At 67.8% G+C, this 18,620-nt stretch carries 13 protein-coding genes; 9 read left to right on the top strand and 4 right to left on the bottom strand.

Annotated elements, in window-relative coordinates; all coding sequences use genetic code 11:
- Positions 1–68: 68 nt before the first annotated feature.
- A complete protein-coding gene (locus O3I_RS29110; RefSeq protein ID WP_014986598.1) occupies positions 69–2,300 on the bottom strand; it encodes a SulP family inorganic anion transporter in 2,232 nt (743 codons plus the stop codon).
- A gap of 296 nt (positions 2,301–2,596) precedes the next feature.
- Between O3I_RS29110 and O3I_RS29115 the strand changes: the two genes are divergently transcribed.
- From O3I_RS29115 to O3I_RS29140, 5 genes are all read left to right on the top strand, one after another.
- The gene (locus O3I_RS29115; RefSeq protein ID WP_237748149.1) at positions 2,597–4,345 is read left to right on the top strand and encodes an McrB family protein; all 1,749 of its coding nucleotides are present in this window, start codon (positions 2,597–2,599) and stop codon (positions 4,343–4,345) included.
- Between the two features lies 1 nt (position 4,346).
- The gene (locus tag O3I_RS29120; protein ID WP_014986600.1) at positions 4,347–5,423 is read left to right on the top strand and encodes a 5-methylcytosine restriction system specificity protein McrC; all 1,077 of its coding nucleotides are present in this window, start codon (positions 4,347–4,349) and stop codon (positions 5,421–5,423) included.
- A gap of 456 nt (positions 5,424–5,879) precedes the next feature.
- Entirely contained in the window at positions 5,880–7,700 is a 1,821-nt protein-coding gene (locus O3I_RS29130) for a hypothetical protein (protein ID WP_014986602.1), read from the top strand.
- A complete protein-coding gene (locus tag O3I_RS29135; RefSeq protein WP_014986603.1) occupies positions 7,690–9,573 on the top strand; it encodes a TOMM precursor leader peptide-binding protein in 1,884 nt (627 codons plus the stop codon). Before O3I_RS29130 ends, O3I_RS29135 begins: the two co-directional genes overlap by 11 nt.
- A gap of 11 nt (positions 9,574–9,584) precedes the next feature.
- Entirely contained in the window at positions 9,585–11,006 is a 1,422-nt protein-coding gene (locus tag O3I_RS29140) for a SagB family peptide dehydrogenase (RefSeq protein ID WP_014986604.1), read from the top strand.
- A gap of 76 nt (positions 11,007–11,082) precedes the next feature.
- Here O3I_RS29140 and O3I_RS29145 read toward each other — a convergent pair whose 3' ends face one another.
- The 3 genes from O3I_RS29145 to O3I_RS29155 form a co-directional block, all read right to left on the bottom strand.
- Positions 11,083–11,502 (bottom strand): Dabb family protein, encoded by a 420-nt coding sequence (locus tag O3I_RS29145; protein ID WP_014986605.1) that lies wholly within the window; start codon positions 11,500–11,502, stop codon positions 11,083–11,085.
- Positions 11,503–11,540: 38 nt separating this feature from the next.
- The gene (locus O3I_RS29150) at positions 11,541–12,743 is read right to left on the bottom strand and encodes an MFS transporter (RefSeq protein WP_014986606.1); all 1,203 of its coding nucleotides are present in this window, start codon (positions 12,741–12,743) and stop codon (positions 11,541–11,543) included.
- Between the two features lie 167 nt (positions 12,744–12,910).
- Complete coding sequence (locus tag O3I_RS29155; RefSeq protein WP_014986607.1) at positions 12,911–13,453, bottom strand: gamma carbonic anhydrase family protein; 543 nt, start codon at positions 13,451–13,453, stop codon at positions 12,911–12,913.
- Positions 13,454–13,658: 205 nt separating this feature from the next.
- On the opposite strand from O3I_RS29155, the gene O3I_RS29160 reads away from it, so the two are divergent.
- The 4 genes from O3I_RS29160 (at position 13,659) to O3I_RS29175 (ending at position 18,585) form a co-directional block, all read left to right on the top strand.
- Positions 13,659–14,078: a hypothetical protein gene (locus O3I_RS29160; protein WP_141691741.1), complete on the top strand. Its 420-nt coding sequence runs from the start codon at positions 13,659–13,661 to the stop codon at positions 14,076–14,078.
- Positions 14,079–14,142: 64 nt separating this feature from the next.
- A complete protein-coding gene (locus O3I_RS29165; protein ID WP_041564522.1) occupies positions 14,143–15,288 on the top strand; it encodes an LLM class flavin-dependent oxidoreductase in 1,146 nt (381 codons plus the stop codon).
- A gap of 13 nt (positions 15,289–15,301) precedes the next feature.
- Positions 15,302–16,150 carry a class I SAM-dependent methyltransferase gene (locus O3I_RS29170; protein WP_014986610.1) on the top strand — a complete coding sequence of 283 codons (849 nt, stop codon included), beginning with the start codon at positions 15,302–15,304 and terminating at the stop codon, positions 16,148–16,150.
- Positions 16,151–16,191: 41 nt separating this feature from the next.
- On the top strand, positions 16,192–18,585 hold the full coding sequence (locus O3I_RS29175) for a hypothetical protein (RefSeq protein WP_014986611.1): 2,394 nt from the start codon (positions 16,192–16,194) through the stop codon (positions 18,583–18,585).
- Positions 18,586–18,620 lie beyond the last annotated feature (35 nt).

Below are 18,620 nucleotides of genomic sequence, written 5' to 3' on the forward strand. Positions count from 1 at the left end.
TCGCAGCTCCCAGGGCTATGGCCTGCCTCACAAGCTTGCGAAGGCGGTATCGAGGCCCGTCTCGGGGGTTACACCGGCTGTGCGGCGACACGGCGCCCCTCATCGTCGAACTCCGCGATGCCGTCCACGGTCACCTCGATCACCCGGGCGGTGGCCAGGTCGAAGAACAAGCCCGAGACCGCGACGCCGCGCTCCTCGATCCCCTGCCGGACTGCGGGATGGGCGTGCAACGTCTCCAGCTGCACCGCGACGTTCACCATGCCGAGCTGGTCCACCTCCCCGAAGCCGGCGAAGGCCGCCGCCTCGGCCACCGGATGCCCGAGCCGGAACCGGTCGAGGCTGGGCCGCGCGTGCGCCAGCCAGTCCCCCAGGCCGGGGCCGGTCCGCACGTCACGGTACAGCGCCTCCATCGCGCCGCAGCCGGAGTGCCCGCACACCACGACGGCCCGCACGTCCAGCTTCTCCAACGCGTAGATGAGCGCGGCCTCCACCGAGACGTCACTGCCCGCGGTCGGCACCAGATTGCCCACGTTGCGGACGGTGAACAGGTCGCCGGGGCCGCTGTTGGTGATGACGTTCGGGACCACGCGCGCATCGGCGCAGGTCAGGAAGAACGAGTCGGCGTCGGGCCGATGCTGCAGGCCCGCCAGGTGCGGCCGCAGCAGGTGCGCGTGCCCGCGGTGATAGGCGGCGATGCCGGCCGTGATCGGATCCTCCCGGTTGCCGCTGCGCCGCCACGGCCCGATCGCCTGATCGAGCACCTTCCTGGAGTGGCCGCGCTCGGGCGGCCCGGCGGTCGCCGTTGCCATCCGCGCGCTACCGATCTCGACGAATTCGACTGCGCCGCCCTCGGCTTCGCGGCGCGCGGCCCACTCGGTGATCCGCTCGTAGGAGGCATGATCGAGGAAGTCCACGGTCATCTCGACGGTCACGTCCGCGCCCGCGGGCACCTTCGCCAGCTCGGCGCTCAGCTTCGGCAGCGCGAGGAAGGTGCAGGTGCCGTCGATGGTGACCACCCAGCGGCGGGTACCGGCCACCGGCGCGGCGGCGATCGTCACCCGGACCACCCGCCACAGCAGCAGTGCGAACGAGAGCACGAGCCCGATCACCATGCCCACCAACAGATTCAGGAACACCACGCTGAGCACCGTCGCGACGTAGACGTAGAGATCACCGGTGCGCCGGGCCAGCCGGATGTGCGCCAGCTTGACCAGCTGCACGCCGATCAGGATCAGCAGGCCGGCCAGCGCCGCCTTCGGGATCTGCTGGACCAGACCGGCGAACGCGACCGCGAACAGCAGGATCCAGATCCCGTGCAGCACGGTCGCCGCCCTGGTCTGCGCGCCCGCGTTCGCGTTGGTGATGCTGCGGACGATCACCGCGGCGATCGGCAGGCCGCCGAGCATGCCGGACACCGCGTTCGCCGTGCCCTGCCCGATCAGTTCCCGGTCGAGGTTGGTCGCGCTGCCGGGGCGCAGTTTGTCCACGGCGACGGCCGAGAGCAGGGTTTCCACGCTGGCGATGAGCGCGATCGTCACCATGGTCAGCGCGATCGCCGTCCACGTGCCCGAGGGCACCGCGGGCAGACCGATCGCGTCCAGCAGCGAACCGTTGAGCACCAGCCGCTCCACCTGGGCGGGCAAGACCAGCGACAGCACGGTCGCGACCACCACCGCGACCAGCGGCCCGGGGACCGACCGGACCTGACGCGGCAGGAACTTCCAGCCGACCAGGATCACGATCACCACCAGGCCGATCACCAGGTCGCCGCTGTGCACCGACATCAGCTGGTGCGGCAGCTGCACGAGGCTGTCGAACGAGGAGCTGAGCGAGGCGCCACCCAGCAGCACATGTACCTGCTGCAGCGCGATGATCACGCCGATGCCGGCCAGCAGCGCGTGCACCACCACCGGCGCGATCGCCAGCGCGGCACGCGCTATCCGGCTGAGCCCGAACAGGATCTGCAGGAGGCCGGCGCCGACGGTGATGAAACACGTGGCAGCCCAGCCGAATTGGTGCACACTCTCGGCGACGATCACGGTGAGACTGGCGGTGGGCCCGCTCACCTGCACCGCCGAGCCGCCGAGCAGACCGGCGACCACGCCGCCGACCACGGCGGCGATCAGCCCGGCGGCGACCGGCGCACCGGAGGCGACCGCGACACCGAGGGAAAGGGGCAGTGCGACAAGGAAAACCACGATCGAAGCGGGCAGATCGTGGCGGCCGAGAACGGCCAGGCGTGCAGGTAAAGAGGTCGTGCGCGGCAACGTCCGTGGTGCAGGATCGGTGTCGGTGGACATATTTCTCCTTCGCCGGGCGAACGCACGCCGTCCCGGTTCATCGGTGGAACATGTACTGGCATCGAAAGCGAGCAGCGGGCGAAGCTCAACCGCCCCAGAGCGGCAAACCCGAGTGACGCGAAGGTCTGGACAATAGTAAAGACTTCGCAAAGCATATGAAAAGGTTTCCAACGGAATCTTTCCCGCCGTCATCAAATTGTGACTGTGGTCACATGCTGTTCTCAGGGTTCGGTCCGACGCGCCCCGGTCCCAGAGATTCGCCCAGTCGACGCGACCGGATGGGTCAGAATTGGCCGGTGGCCGAGGAGAAGCTCTCGCTGGGACGGTTGGGTTCAGTACAGGTCGAGGCGGTGGCACGGACGATCATGCGGCGCTGCCTGGTGGACGACGATTCGCTGTTCACACCGGGGCGCGCGATCTGGACACCGGAACATCTAGCCGAGTTGCATCGTGCGTACGTGGACGCACCGGATGCCTCCGGCGCCTCCTTCGTCGCCAAACTCGAGCACCAGCTCGCCGAGATCGGTCCGCCCGCACGGCAACTGTTCGCCGAGATCTACACCCTGAACGTGCTACCGCTGGTTAACCTGTTGCCCACCACCAAGATTCGGGCCGTCGAGCGGATACTGGAGCCGCTCGACGAGCCGGTGGGCATACCCGACGAAGTCCTCGAGGCCTTCCAGGACGGCGTCTTCAACGGTGGCCGCGCGTTCAACAGCAGACGCTGGGCACAGCTGGCGTACCTGGTGGAGTTCGCCGAGTACTTCAAGAGCCACGACCTCGCACAGCGACAGGCCGCCCGAGCCGATCCGTTCGCCTGCCGTGCCATCGTCCGCGGCGCGCCCGGCCCGCGCGAACCCGCGCAACGACAAGCACTGCTGTACCTCTTCCACCCCGAATACTTTCTGCCGATCGTGTCCGGCGCCCACCGGACCGCGTTGCGCGACGGCCTGGCCTCGGCCTATCTCCCGTCCGGCGGCACCGACGATCTCGATCGCGACCTGCGAGCCATCGACGACGCGGTGCTCGCGGCGACCGGTGCGCCGGTGGACTACTACCTGTCACCGTGGCGGGAGATGTGGCAGACCGACACCGCTGGCGACCCGGTGGTCACGGCGGAGGTCGCCGCCGAAAGCGACGACGACGCAGTCGAAGCCACGCCGTACACCGTGGCCGAGATCGTCGCGGACGGCTGCTTCCATTCCGCCGAGGCATTGCGGCAGATGCTGGCGCGGTGGTCGAGCAAGAAGAACCTCGTGCTGCAAGGTGCGCCGGGCACCGGAAAGACCTGGCTCGCACGGCGATTGGCCTACGCGCTGATCGGATCGCAGTCCCCCGAGGCGATTCGGTCGGTGCAGTTCCATCCGAATACGTCCTACGAGGACTTCGTGCGGGGTTGGCGACCGGTGACGACCGAGGACGGCTCGGGCCGGCTGGATCTCGTCGACGGCCCGTTGCTCACCCACGCGGAACGCGCACGGCGGCAACCCGATATCCCGCACGTGCTGGTGATCGAGGAGATCAACCGCGGCAACCCCGCGCAGGCCTTCGGCGAGATGCTGACCCTCATCGAGGCGACCAAACGGAGCGAGCACGACGCACTCGAACTCTCGTATTCGTCCGTCCCCGGCGAGCGCTACCACCTGCCCGACAACCTGTATCTGATCGGCACGATGAACCTCGCGGACCGGTCGTTGGCCCTGGTCGATTTCGCGCTGCGCCGCCGGTTCGCCTTCGAAACGCTGGCTCCCGCGTTCACCGAGGCGTGGGCGGCGGAGTTGCGCTCGAAGCTGCCGATGTCCGGCGACCTCGTCGGCCGGATCCACGACCGGGTGGCCGCGTTGAACACCACCATCGCCGAGCATCGGATGCTCGGCCCCTCGTTCCGGATCGGCCACAGCTTCTTCACCCCGAACGAACCCCAATCCGACGGATGGCGGTGGTTCCTCGGCGTGGTGGAGAGTGAGATCGAGCCGCTGTTGCGCGAATACTGGTTCGACGAACCGGCCACCGCGGACGACGCGGTCGCCCGGTTGAAGGCCTGACGTGCTCGTCGTAGGCGAGAAGAAGACGCGCATTCCGGTGCGCAGCCTCTGGTTCCTGCTCATCTACGAGTCGGGTTTGCTCGACCAACTGTCCACCGGCCGACGCGCGGCGGTGCTCGGCGGCGACCGCGACGACCACCTCTCCGACGTCATCGTCGAGCTCTTCGCCGGCGATGTCGAAGCGCGGCTGCGCAGGCAGCTCACTCCCCAATACCGGGATCGCGCAGCCGATCTCACCCGTGTGCGCGGACGCATCGACCACCTGCGCACCGAGGGTCGTCGCCTGCTCGACCGGGGCACGGTCGCCTGCCGCTTCACCGAGTTGATCGTCGACACCCCGCGCAACCGGTATATCGCTGCGGTCCTGCGCAAGTCGGCGACGCTCGTGCAGAGCGAGGAACTCGCGCACCGCTGCACCGCCGCCGCGTTCGCCCTGTCCCGGCTCGGTGTGGGCACCCGGGCACCCACCCGCGCGGAACTGTCCCGCGACCGGGTCGGCACCCATGATCGGGCCGACCAGCATCTGCTGTCCTTGGCCAGACTGGTCGAGGACATGGCCCTGCCGGTGCACGAGCCCGGCCACATCCACCTGCCGGAAATCGACACCGGCGCGCATGGTCGCCTGCGCACGCTTTTCGAGAAGGCGATCCGCAATTACTACCGCCGGCATTTGAATTCGGCGGACTGGACCGTCACCGCACCGAAACTTCGCTGGGACCATCGCTCGAACGATGCCGGTGCCGCCCTACTGCCGGAAATGCGCACGGACACTGTGCTGGCGCATCGGAAAACCGCTCGCCGCATCATCATCGAGACGAAGTTCACCGACGGGTTGACCGAGCACTACGGCAAGATCCGCGTCAAGAGCGAATACCTCTACCAGCTCTACGCGTATCTGATGTCCCAGCCTCAGCCCGACGCCGAGGGTGTGCTGCTTTTCGTCACCACCGCGGGACGAACACCTATCGCCGAGTCGGTGACCATTCAGGGCCACCGACTCCGCTTCATATCCTTGGACCTCGCCCAACCCCTCGCGGGCATCCGGCAGACGCTCGACGGTGTGCTGTCCACCGAGTGATCCCCCGGTAAGCGCTACCGGGGGATCTGTCTCGGCAGACCTACGCTTCGAGCCCGTCGAGGGGATTGCTCGTGTCGCGACCGCAGGTGCTGCACACGCAGTAGCCACAGGTGCAACAGGCGGAGCAGTCGCAGGGCGGGATCAGGCCGGTAGGAACCGAGCGGTCGTCGGTCATGGTCAGATTTTCGGGTTCGAGATTCAGTAATTCGAGGGCGAGATTCGCCGAGGTGATGGGCATGTGCCGGTCCTCTCCTGGTTGGATTCGTGCAGGAACTTCGAATATGCCTGCCGCGCTTTCCCTTCCGACAGGGCAGCACTCCCGGCGGGGCCGGGAAGAATTCCCGGGTCACCGGTCGAGTGCGGCCGGGAACATTTCCCGTCTGTTCGGGAATTCGTGCTCTGTCGGTGTCACCGGCGTACGTGTGATCGTGCTTCAGGAGGCGAAAGGAGTCCGGTATGCGTCCACGCTTGCACCCGGCCGTGCGCTATGTGGCCTGTCCCGACGGGGTGTATCTGTTCGGCGATCGCGGCGCACGCACGTTACGCGGCGCTCGGGCCTTCGACTGGCTCAGCCGCCTCGAACCGTATCTGAACGGCTCGTTCGAACTGGAGGAGCTGACCGCCGCGTTACCCGCCGAACAGCGCTCGACGGTCGAGGGCATGGTGTCGGCGCTGCACGAGCACGGATTCGTGACCGACGCGCAAGGCGATCTACCGCACCATCTTTCCGAGGCGGACCTGCGTATCTACGCGCGCGAGATCGCCTTTCTCGCCTGCGCGATCGATGCACCGGAACACCGGTTCCAACGTCACCGGGAGGCGCGGGTGACCGTGCTCGGTTCGGCGGGCACCGAGCGCGTCGTCACCGCGGTCGTCGCGGCCGGGGTGCGGTCGGGCTGGGCGAATGTCTGCGTCGGCACGGCCGGGCGGGCGGAGGACGAGGTGCTGCGCGCCGTCGACACCGCACGACGGGACGAGCACCAGCGAGTCGCCCTGACCCCGGATCCGGAATTGCGGGATACCGATGTTGTACTGCAAATCGCAGACACCACAGCGGAATTGACGTCGTTCGCGCAGCAGTGCCCGGATGACGTGGCGCTCGCACAGCTGCTGATCGGCAGCGAAGAAGCCTGGATCACCGAGGCCGGTACGCCCGCCGACATCTCCTGCTGGAAACGTCTGCGGGCCAATCGTCGAGGCCCGACCGCGCCGGGCCCGAACCGCTGGCTGACCGGACCGGTGCCCGCGATACTGGCGGCGCACCTGGTGCTGGGCGTCTTCCGCCACCGCACCGGGTTGTCCGCGCTGCCCGCGCCTACGCCCGGCGGACCGCGAGTGACCCGGGTAGATTTGCGCACCCTGGACATGACGGTGCACCGCGTCACACCGATTCACGCTGTCGCCGAACATGATTCACCCCCGCCCGGGCGATACGACAACCTCGCAGCAACTCCTGACGAACTGCTCACCAGGGCAGCACTGCTCGTCGACGAGTACACGGGCGCGCTCTCCGCTTTCGGCGAGGGTGACCTGCCGCAGTTCCCGCTCTCGCACTGCCGGGCGACGGTCTCCGATCCGGCCGAGGTGATCCCGTTCCCGGCTTCCCTTCCTTCGGTGACCGGGTGGGGTCCCGATCAACACACGTCCCGCACCCGTACGGTGCTGCGCGCACTGGCCGTGCACGCCTGGCTCACCGCACCTGCGATCTCGGCCGTGGATCTCGTGACCGGCCGGACGCTCGCCCGGCCGGCGCGATCAGCACGCGACAGAGCGAATCCGCTGGCCATCGGCGTCGCGGCCGGACTCACCCGCTCGGCCGCCGTCGAGTGGGGCCTGCGCCAGCAGTGCGAGGCACTGCTGCTCGAGCGCCGAGCGGAATGGACAGCGCGGTCGCCGCTCGCGGACGATCGAATACCGCTCGACGACAACGGGGTTCGACTCCTTCACCAGCTCGACGTAGTCGGCAGCAAGACGACGGTGCTGGACCTGGGCGACATACTGGGCGTCCCGGCCTACGCGGTCCGAACGGCCCACGGTCACGAAGTGGTGAGCTGCGCGACCACCGCGCAGGACGCTCTCCGCGGCGGAATGGAGCGCGCTCTCCTGGCCTGGCAAGGACATCCGGACGTCTGCGCCGCGGCGACGCTGGGGACGTCCGAGCACCCTGATCTCCTCGCCAAATCCCTGCGCGAGGCCGGATTCTCCACTGTCGCAGTGGAACTCGCCGATGAACTCGCGCTTGTGCACTGCGTCCGGGTGGTGCTCGATGCCGCTTGACATCGCGGTGCTCGGCGCGGGGCTGCTCGCCACCGAGGTACGCGCCGCGGTGACCGCCACCGGCCACCGCGTCCGCGCCGCCGACGAAACACCGTACGACGCACTGGTCGTCGCCGACGACACCTCGGCGCCGACCGCCGCACCGGGGACGGTGCCATGGTTTCCGGTGCGGCTGAACCACACTCACGTCCTTGTCGGACCCGGTAGCCTCCCGGGCCGTCCAGGGTGCCCGGCCTGCGCCGACAGGCGACGCGAGCACAATCGCGTCGACGCACGGCAACGCGCGGCACTGACCGAGCGATTCGGCGCGGACCTGCTCCGGCGACCCTCCCCCCTGCTCCTGGAGACCACCGCGGCGGCCGCGGCGACGTTGGCCGTCGCCGAGGTGGAAAAGCTCCTGGCAGGTGCGCCGACTTCCGTTCAGTGGAGCCTGGATCTGGAAACCGCGGTCACGACAACCCACCCCGTCATGGCCGATCCGCTGTGCCCGGTCTGCTCGGACCTACCCGGCGACGATCCCGGAATCGCGCGAAAACTGTTCGCGCCGAAGGCCGGACGGCGTGGCCTGCGCACCCGCGACCTCACCGCGGCACTGCCCGAACTGCAGCGGATCTACGTCGACGCGGACACCGGGATGATCCGCGAACTCACCACCTGGACCACCGCGACCTCCCCGATGTCCAGGGCCGCCATCGAATCCGAACAGTCCCCCGCGAGCAGCCACGGGTACGGTCGCGGCTTCGGCGTCGACGCGACCAGGGCCGCCGCGGTAGCCGAGGCGCTCGAACGGCTCGGCGGACAACGTCCACGCGGCCGGCGCACCACCGTCCGCGCCGCGTATACCGAGGTCGCGGATCGAGCCATCGATCCCCGCGCCTTCGGTCTGTACTCCGACGCGCACTACGACGCCCCCGGATTCTGGTTCCATCGCTACCGCCCAGACCTGGAAATCCCTTGGGTGTGGGCCCATTCGTTCGCGCGTGCCGAGCCCGTGCTGGTGCCGGAGTGCCTGGCGTACTACGGCGTGCACGACCGCCGTTTCGCCTACGAGACGTCCAATGGCTGCGCCGTCGGCAGCTCGCTCGCCGAGGCGGCTCTGCACGGGCTGCTGGAGGTCACCGAGCGGGACGCGTTCCTGCTCACCTGGTACGCCCGGCTGCCGGTACCGCGCGTGGACCTGGATTCCGCGACCGATCGGCGGATTCCGTTGCTCGCTGATCTGGTCGCGCACGAATTCGGCTACGAGGTCGCGGCATTCGACTGCACGACCGAGACACGCATCCCCGCGTACTGGCTGATGGCCGTCGACCAGAAGCCCGGTGAGAACAGGCCGGTGGCCCTCTGCGGGGCCGCCGCGCACGTGTTCCCGGAACACGCGTTGCTGAACGGAATACAGGAAATGCTCACCATGTTGGAGGGCTTCGTCGACCGCTACGATCCGGAATCTGCTCGGCAGATGGTGGCCGACGACAACCGGGTCGGCGACATGGACGATCACAGCACCCTGTACGGCCATCCAGACGCCTTCCCGCGCTTGGGTTTCCTCCCCCTCGACGGACCCCGACAGCCGATACCGCCCGCCGCCTGGCCCGAATTCGGCGATCTCACCCAGGATCTCGTGCACCTGGCCGAGCGGTATCGCGCGTGCGAGCTCGATGTCCTGATCGTCGATCAGACCTCGGCGGAGCACCGGGCGGGCGGATTCGCCTGCGCCAAGGTTCTCGTGCCCGGCACGGTGCCGATGACATTCGGGCACCGGAACCGGCGCGATCATGGCCTGCCGCGCATCCGTACGGCACCAAGGATTCTCGGCTACGCCGAGCACGACCTCGGCGCGGACGAGATCAATCCGTATCCGCACCCCTTCCCGTGAGGGAGCAGCTCATGGACGCCGACACCGGTACCGCGCTGACCACGTTCCTGGACCACAGCCGCGGCCCCGCCCGTGGGCCGATCGACTGGAACGCAGCCCCCGCACGGTACAAACGCTATCCCGACGCCGCACGGGTCGAACTGCCGTGGGGTGCCGAAACGACCGCTACCTCGCTGATCGGTGCCCTGCTGCTCGACATGTGCGGTATCACGCGCTTGGTGTGGACTCCCATAGTCGATCACGACGGCGTACCCACCCCCGGCGCGTTCAAGATCCAGCACGGCAGGTCCGCGCCGTCGGGTGGCGCGCTGTATCCGCTGGAAGCCTACGTCGCCGTGCGAACACCCGAACCCGGCCTCTACCACTACGATCCGGCACATCACTGCCTCGAACTGGTGCGGCCCGGCGATCACCGAGCCGCCTTGGCCGCACTGGTTTCCGAGGCCCCAGGCCCTCTTCCGGCCGCAGTGCTCGTGCTCACGGCGCGGTTCTGGCGCAACGGGTTCAAGTACGGCGAGTTCGGATACCGATTGCAGACACAGGAGATCGGCGTGCTCGCCGCTCAAGCAGCAGCGGTGGCCGCCCGCCTCGGCAGCACGGTCGGCACACGGTTACATTTCGCCGACGGCCAGGTGCACGAACTGCTCGATCTCGATCCGCGTGCGGAAGCCGCCCTGGCGATGATGTTCGTAGACCAGGACACCACGGCTGCGAACGCCCCGACATACCGCGAGCTGATCGCCGTGGTCCCCGCGGTCGCCGCGGAGCGATCCCCCGCTATCACCGACAAACTTCCCGCCATGGCCGCCTTGCACAGCAATTCGGGTGTGCTGCCCGAGGACTCGGCTCCATATCCCATGGAGGACGGGCCCGAACTGCCGCTGCCCCAGGTGCGAGTGGCTGTCGGCGCGGGCATAGCGGGCCGGTCCTCCCCTGCCGACGGGTTCCGTCCACGTGTCATCGAATCGACGCGACTCGCCGGACTGATCGGCGCGGTCGCCGACGGCTGGGCCGGATTCGGCCGCGGTGCCGCGCTGTACTGTCTTGTCGCACGAGTCGACGGGATCGCGCCGGGCCTGTACCGTTTTCACCCGGCGCACCATGCCCTCGTCGAAATCACCTCCGGCATAGCCGATTCGATCCGATGTCAGCCGATCGTGGGCGAGGCAGCCGCGGTCCTGCTGCCGGTCGGTGACTTGCACGCGGGCACCGGAGCACACTGGTATCGAACAGTGCAGGCCGATGCCGGCGTGGTCCTGCAACGCGGGGCGCTCGCCGCTGCCGCACTCGGTCTGGCCGCACGCATCTACTCCGGCGAAACCCCGGATTTCACAGCAGCTCTCGCGGGCACGCGCACCGCGCTCGCCGCACTGCTGATCGGCGTCCCACGCGCGGTCTCGACACTCGAGCACCGAGTCCACCCGGCCGGGTGAAACACCGGGGAAAGAGCCGCGACAACGCGAAAGCCCCTGGCGGACAATCTGTCCGCCAGGGGCTTCGGGCCGGATACTATTTCTCGCCGTGCGCGCCGGGGGCCGCGCTACCGCTGTATTCGCCGAGATCGGAGACCAGCTTGGTCAGCTCCGGGTCGCTGTCGTAGCGGCGCTGGTGCAGTTCGGCGATCTTCTTTCCCATCTCCGGATCCGCGTCGTCGGTGATGTCGAAGGAGGCGAACTTGTCGACCAGCGGCAGGCCGACGCGGTCGGTGTTGCGGTGGGCGGGGTGGATCAGGTACTCCCAGTAGCCTTCCAGGTCCTCGATGACGAACACCGCGCCCCACTGGTATTCGCCACCGAAGTCGGGGCCGACGACGAAGGACTTCACCGAGGGGATGACCCGGCCCTGGTTGCGCAGGCTCTCGAGGGCTTCCTCGATCGCCTCGGGGGTGGCGTCGGCGCGGAGGGTGAAGCGGTTACCGTGGTAGATCATTTCTTTCAGCTTTCTCTGTGGTGGGAAAATCGGTTGTCTTACTTGGCTTTACGGAGCAGGGGCAGCGTCAGGGCGGCACCCGCGAGCATGGCGAAGCCGGTCCAGAGGAACGCGCCGCCGATGCTGGTGGCTCGGATGAGCGGTTGGAGGATCAATGGGGAGACGAACTGGCCCAGGAAGATTCCGGTGACCAACCCGCTGAGGATGCGGCCGCGGTTGGCAGCGGGAGCGAGATCGCTCAGGCGCAGATTCAGATTGGGCACCGCGAGACCGACGCCGAAGCCGCCCACCAGCAGGCCCGCCACCACCTGCGCCACCGAATGCGCGGTGCCGACCAGCACCCACCCCGCACCGAGCAGGGCGACGCTGGCGGCGGTGACGGCACTGGGCGTCCACCGCACCCGCAGCGGCGAGAAGGCCAGTGCGCCGGCGACGCTGCTCACGGTGGTCGCGGCGATCACCGCGCCGACCACGGCCGGTCCCGTGCCCAATTCCGCCAGCAGGAACGGCAACTGGGTGGGCGCCATGTAAAAGGCGAGCGTCACCAGGAAGGCGAGCAGGTACAGCCCGGCGATCGGCCGGAAGATGCCCGCCCGCGGCAGACCCGCCTCGACCACACCGACCGGCCCGGAAGCCTTGTCGCGCCGCTGCTCTCGCAGGGCGAGCAGCGCGAACGGCAGGATGGCGACCGAGGCGGCATAGATCCAGAACGGCGACTTCCAGTTCGCGGCCGCGAGCAGCCCGGCCAGCGGCAGGAACACCACGCCGCCGATACTGGCGAAAGCCTGTTGCAGCCCTAGGAAAGACGCTCGCTTCGGGCCCTCGAACCAGTCGGTGATGGTGGCGCTGACGGCCGTCATGATGCCGCCGACCGCGACGCCGACCAGGGCTCGGGTCACCAGCAGCACGCCGAGTGTGTCGACGAAGAAACCGGCCACACCCGCCACCGCAAACAGCGCCAGACTGGCGACCAGCAGCGGTTTACGCCCGATGCGGTCGGCGGTCATCCCCGCGAGCGGCGCCGTGATGCCGATGGCCAGTGACGTGATGGTCAGCACCAGCCGCACCAGCACGTCCGCACCGGCCACTCCCGCGAAGACCTCGCGCATGGCGGGCAGGCTCGGCGCGATGACGGCCGGCGCCATCACGGTCAGCATCGCGGCGGCCAGTATGGTGGCCCGGGCGGTGCGCCCCGGTGCGGCAGCTTCCCTCTGCACCCCCTCGTCGATTGCCGCGCTCATGGTGTTCCTCCTCGATGTCCCGCAGGTCGTGCTCCCTTGCTGACATCGACTTTTCCACCGCCGCCCCACCCCTCGCGTCGGTGATTTTCACCTAGATCCGCCTAGGCGACGGTGTAGGTAGCGCGGCTGATCCGCCCGCGGCTGATCGGGTCGCCTGAGGAATCTCCTCAGTCGGCCGCGGTGCCCGGCACGGCGACCACACCCTTCCGGTGGCGCCGCGCGAGGTCCGCGTAGTACCCGGGATTGATCTTGATCCACGCCTCGAAATCGGTGCCCTCGATCGGCCGCCGGACCCGCATCGGCGCACCCGAGGCGAGCACACCGGGCGGGACGTCGAATCCCGCGGGTACCAGGGAGTGCGCCGCGATCAGCGAACCGGCGCCGATCTTGGCACCGTCGAGGACCGAACTCATATTGCCGAGAATGCATTCCGCACCGAGTATCGCGCCGTGCACCAGACAGCCGTGCGCCACGGTCGCGCCGGGGCCGATCTCGGTGAGCATGTCGGGCACACCGTGCAGAATCGAATTGTCTTGAATATTGGCGTCTTCGCGAACGATTATCGGTGAGATATCACCGCGCAGCACCGCCCCGTACCATACGGACGCACCCGCTGCCACCCGGACATCACCGATGAGCGTCGCGGTCGGCGCAATGAATGCCGTGGGATGGACGACCGGGCATTTGCCCTCGAACTCAAAGAGATTCATGCGGAAACAATAGGCGGCAGTGCAGCGCGAACACCATGCGTGCGGGCGTCCGCGACCGGGCGGAAACCGCCCCCCGCCCCGTTGACACCCGGGATCGAGACGGCCTAACGTGCAAATATCACGGTGGGAATCGAAGTCGAATAGAAATATCGCCGTATCCGGCAAAGGCCTATAGCTCGTCGCATAGCGCAGGAGGGGGTTTCTCGTGTCGAATCCACCTGGTCGCCGGCTATTACTCATCGGCTGGTCGGCCTATATGACGGGCTTCGCCCTGCATTCCGTCGCGCATATCTACCTCTGGCACCAGACACCGATTGCCGTTCGAATCTGCGGCATATTCGCCGATGTGGTCGGATTCGTCGTGCTGGCACTCATCGTGCGCAGACATCCGTGGGCCGCCGTCCTGCTCGCGCATTTCGGTTTCTCGGTGGCGCTGAGCCTGATCGTGATCCATATTCCTTTCTATTGGGGGCCGTTCAGTCAACCGTGGTATCTCGGCGAAATCGCGCTGCCCTACTGGCTGTCGCTCATCGCGGGCGTCGCGGGCGGGCTGATCGCCACCGCGATCGGAATATCCGCGCACCTCCGATCACGCGACCGCAAGGATGCCGTCCTTTCGCAATGAACGACCACGCCGTGCCCAGACACCCGAACCGCAGCCAACGAAAAGGTCACTCATGGATCTCACGATGAAACGTTTTCGGACCGGATTACTCGACGCCGGCCTGCATCCCCGATTCACGCCCGACATGCTGCTGCGCAGCAGCCAGATGCTGGCGGCGGCGGGCGGCGCCGATTCGCTGTGGGTTCCCGATCACCTGATCTCCTTGCAACCACAATCGGTGTGGACGCCCAAATACGTCGGCGCCGCCCATCTGGTGCCGCGTATCCACGCCTGCTACGACCCGTGGCTCGCGCTCGGCTATCTCGCCGCGAAGAACGGCCTGGCCCGCAAGCGGCTCGGTATCGGGGTGACCGACACCGGGCGCCGCAATCCCGCGGTGACCGCGCAGGCTGCCGCGACATTGCATCTGCTGACCGGCGGGCGTTCGATCCTCGGCATCGGCCCGGGCGAGCGCTTGAACAACGAGCCGTTCGGCGTCGACTGGCGCACACCCGTGGGCCGATTCGAGGAGGCGATGGCCACCATCCGCCTGCTCTGGGATTCCGACGGTGCGCCGGTCAGCCGCGAATCACCCTATTTCCCTTTGCACAACGCGGTTTTCGACATACCGCCCTACCGCGGGACCCGGCCGGAGGTATGGATCGCCGCGCACGGGCCGCGCATGCTCCGCATCGCGGGCCGCTACGCCGACGCCTGGTTGCCGGGCCTTTCCATTCAGCCGGAGGACTATTCGGCGGGCCTGGACCAGATCCGCACGGCGGCCTCGGACGCCGGACGCGATCCGATGGCCATCCTGCCCGCGGTGACCTTCACCATTCTCACCGCACCGACTCGGGACGCGGTGGACGAGCTGTGCGAGAGCGTCGTCGCGCGGACGCTCACCATCAACGCGTCCGCCAAGATGTGGGCCCGGCACGGCGTGGCGCATCCCCTGGGATCGACCTTCTCCGGTGCGCAGGATCTGCTGCCGCAGAAGCTCGACGAAGCGACCATGCTGTCCTACGCCGAGAAGGCGCCGAGCTCACTGGTGCGCGACCTGAACATGGTCGGCACACCGAGCGAGATCGTCGAACAGATCGCCGAATGGCGCGACCACGGTGTCCGCTACGCCGTCCTGTTGAACGTCAGCTACTTCCAGCACAGTCTGAGCAAGGGCATGGCGGCGAACGCGCTGCTGGTCCAGATCATGCGGCGGCTGCGCCGACTCTGAACGGATAACCCACGTGGCCGAATCACTGATCTCCGACATATCCGATACCGCGCGCTGGGTCGCCACCTACCGCGCGGCCGAATCCGCCCGGCCCGATGCGCTTTTCGATGATTTCCTCGCCGCCGAGCTCGCGGGCCGGCGCGGCGCGGCGATTGCCGCGGCCGCCAAACGCACGTTGCTCGGCGCGTGGTTCTTCGTGGCCCGCACGAAACTGATCGACGACATGATCGCGACATGCGTTGCGCGCGGATGTGATCGCGTCATCAATCTGGCGGCCGGGCTCGACACACGGCCCTACCGGCTCGATCTGCCGGCCGATCTGGAATGGCACGAGGCCGACCTGCCCGCGATGATCGACGAGAAGCAACAGCGTCTCGCGCTGCGCACGCCGCGCTGCCGGATCAGCAGGCACCGCGTCGATCTGGCCGACCCGCGGGCGCGCCGCGACTTCTTGGACGGTGCCGTCGAGCACGCGGACAAAACCGTGGTGATCACCGAGGGATTGCTGCTCTATCTTGCCGAAGCAGAGGTCCGATCGCTGTCCGCGGACCTGACGCGTCCCGAAATAGCCTGGTGGATAACGGATATCATTTCACCGGCGTTCGTCGCGCTGTCCAAACCCGCCCTGCGCGGCAAGATGAACAACCTTGTCGTCAAATTCGGCCCGGCCACGGGCGTCGGCTATTTCGAGCCGCTCGGCTGGACCGTCGAGGACTGCTCGTCCCATCTCGTCGCCGCGGATCGGTGGCATCGGCTACCGCCGCTGTTACGCCCGTTCGCGCGCCTCCCGCAGCCCGATCCACGACGGCCGGGCTGGTTGCCCACCTCCGCGGTCGCCCTGCTCGGCCGGCATCCGGACTGATCCTCGAATTTCCCTGTTCCAGTTGTGGAGGAAGCCAACTCATGTCTGTCAGCCGCACCAGACGCCTGCTCGCCGTCGTGTCCCAAAGCGCTGCCCTCGGCCCCTCGGCCGCCCGCGTACTCGCAGACCTCGCCGGGCCGCGGGACGTGGATATCGCCACGACGCCTGCTCCAGCCCCGGCGCAACCGGAATACGACCAGGTGCTGACCAGGGCCCGCCGTTTTCTCGACGCGGTCGCACCCGAAGACCCGCTCTCGCTCGTGCTCGCGGACTCGCTCGAAGCGCTTCCGGATGCGCTCGCCGCCGCGGCGGCGGGCCACGCCGCTGTGCTCACCTTGCTGCTCATCGACCACGACGACTGCCGGTATCGGTCCGCCGAGCCCGACACCGTGAACAGGATGCTGGCCAAGGTCGCGATCTCCTTGCCCGCCACCGTCGATTTCGATCCCGGCCCGCACACCGTGCACGTGTACACCGCCCCGGACCTCGACACCTTTTACGCCGAAGAACACTTCACGCCGCGGTGGCAACCAGAGCACGATTGGGTCGTCGCGGCCGATATCGCCTGTGCCTTCGTCGATTCGCTCCAGGTACACCTGCACCAGCGCCTGCGCCCCGACTTCTCCGGAAGCGCGGTGGCGCGGGAACTTTCCGCATTCCTGACTCGGCGGGCCGGTCAGGACTGGGGCCTGCACTACTACACCGGATCCGGCGTCGCCACCTTCATCGATGACATGGAATCCCATGCCATGGCGAACGGCAACCCGATCGTCCGAGCGCCGAGCGAGCACAGTCACGGGTGCTCCGCGCTGGCCCGCTGGACGCTGGACGGCGCACCGTTCGTCATCGTGACGACCAGCGGGATGCACGACGAGTTCCGCGGCACGCTGGCCAACCACGTCGCCACGCGCAGTAAGGGATTCATCGTCTGCTGCGATTCGCGGCCGAACCAATGGCATCCCTTCCAGGGCACCATCCACCGCACCGGCGACGCGCGGCCGTCACTGCAGGCGCGCGGGTTTCCGGTGGTCTACATCGAGCGCACCGAGCACATCGGCGAGGGCCTGCGGCAAGCTTTCGCCGCCTACGACGCCGACCGCGGGCCGGTGATGATCCTCGCGACACGCGAAGTACTACAGGCGAATCCGGAAATGGCCGCCCCTGTCGAACCCGCGGCTTCCGATCGTCGCGCGGCGATCGAGCCGCCCGAACTCGACCGGCTGTCCGAGCTGCTCAACTCGGCGCGAGTCCGGCTGCTGTGCCAGGTGGGCCCGTTGTCCGGGCACGCGCAGCAGCTCATGTACGAACTGTCGCACCGCGCGGGCATCGCACTGGCCGATTCGGTCGCACAGCCGGGCACGGTGACTCGTTACCGCGACGGGGCCGTGGTCCCGGAATACCTCGGCACCCTCAGCATGTACGGCTACTCCGCGCGAGTGCACCAATATCTTTACGACAAGGGTGAATTGCGGCCTGCCGACGAGCAGCAGGTGATCTTCCTGAACAGCGCGATACCGCAGATCGACACCCCGTTCGCCGATTCGTCGCTGCGCAGACTGGCCCCGATCCAGATCGTCGAGCACGCCGTGGACCAGGCTCCCTTCGCGGGCCTGACGGTGACCGGGAACATCGAGAAGGTCTTACGCGCCCTGCTGGATCGACTCGACGTCGACCCCGAGGTGCTGGCGCACCGGCGCGCCGCCATCGCGGCGAGCATCGACTCCTACGGTGACGTGGTCGGCCTGCTGCCGCTACGACCGATGACGACGAACTACTTCTTCCGCCGTCTCGGGTCGGTGCTGGAAGACCTGATCCAGCACCGTGATTACCGCTACGTCGGCGTCTACGATATCGGCCGGGTCGGCCTCACCGCGGTGAACAACCTGCCCAGGACCAACCGGGGCTTCTCCGGTTGGTATGGACGCGGGCTGATGGGCGACGGCCTGATGGCACTGCCGGGCGTCGTCACCCGGCGCGACGAGCACGTGCTGTGCTTCACCGGTGACGGCTCGGCCGCGATGACGCCGGACATCCTGCCCGCGCTGGTCCATCAGATCGCGGTGGACCGCGCACCGATGCCGAAGAGCCTGAACATCTTCCGGTTCGTCAACGGCAGCCACTCGGTCATCCGCACCTATCGCGAGGGCCTGCGGCCCGGCGCGGTGAGCGGACAGACCGGGGTGCTGACCTTCACCCCGGATGACTGGGACCGGCAGGTCGGGCCGCTCACCATCCGCCATCGGCGCGTAATCGCCTTCGATGATGTGCCTTTCGCCGATCAGCTCGACCAGAGCAACACGATCAACCTCTATTCGATCTTTCTCGGCCACAACAACGAAGGTGATGGTTTGAGCCGGTTTTCTGTGTTGGGATGGCAGCGGGACGAACTCGCGCCCGCCGCGCTGGCGGCAGCGGGGACTGCATTGCCATCTTGACGAGACACCGACGCCGAGTGGACCAGGAGGGGACG

This window comes from Nocardia brasiliensis ATCC 700358 (genome assembly GCF_000250675.2).
GTDB classification, from domain to species: domain Bacteria; phylum Actinomycetota; class Actinomycetes; order Mycobacteriales; family Mycobacteriaceae; genus Nocardia; species Nocardia brasiliensis_B.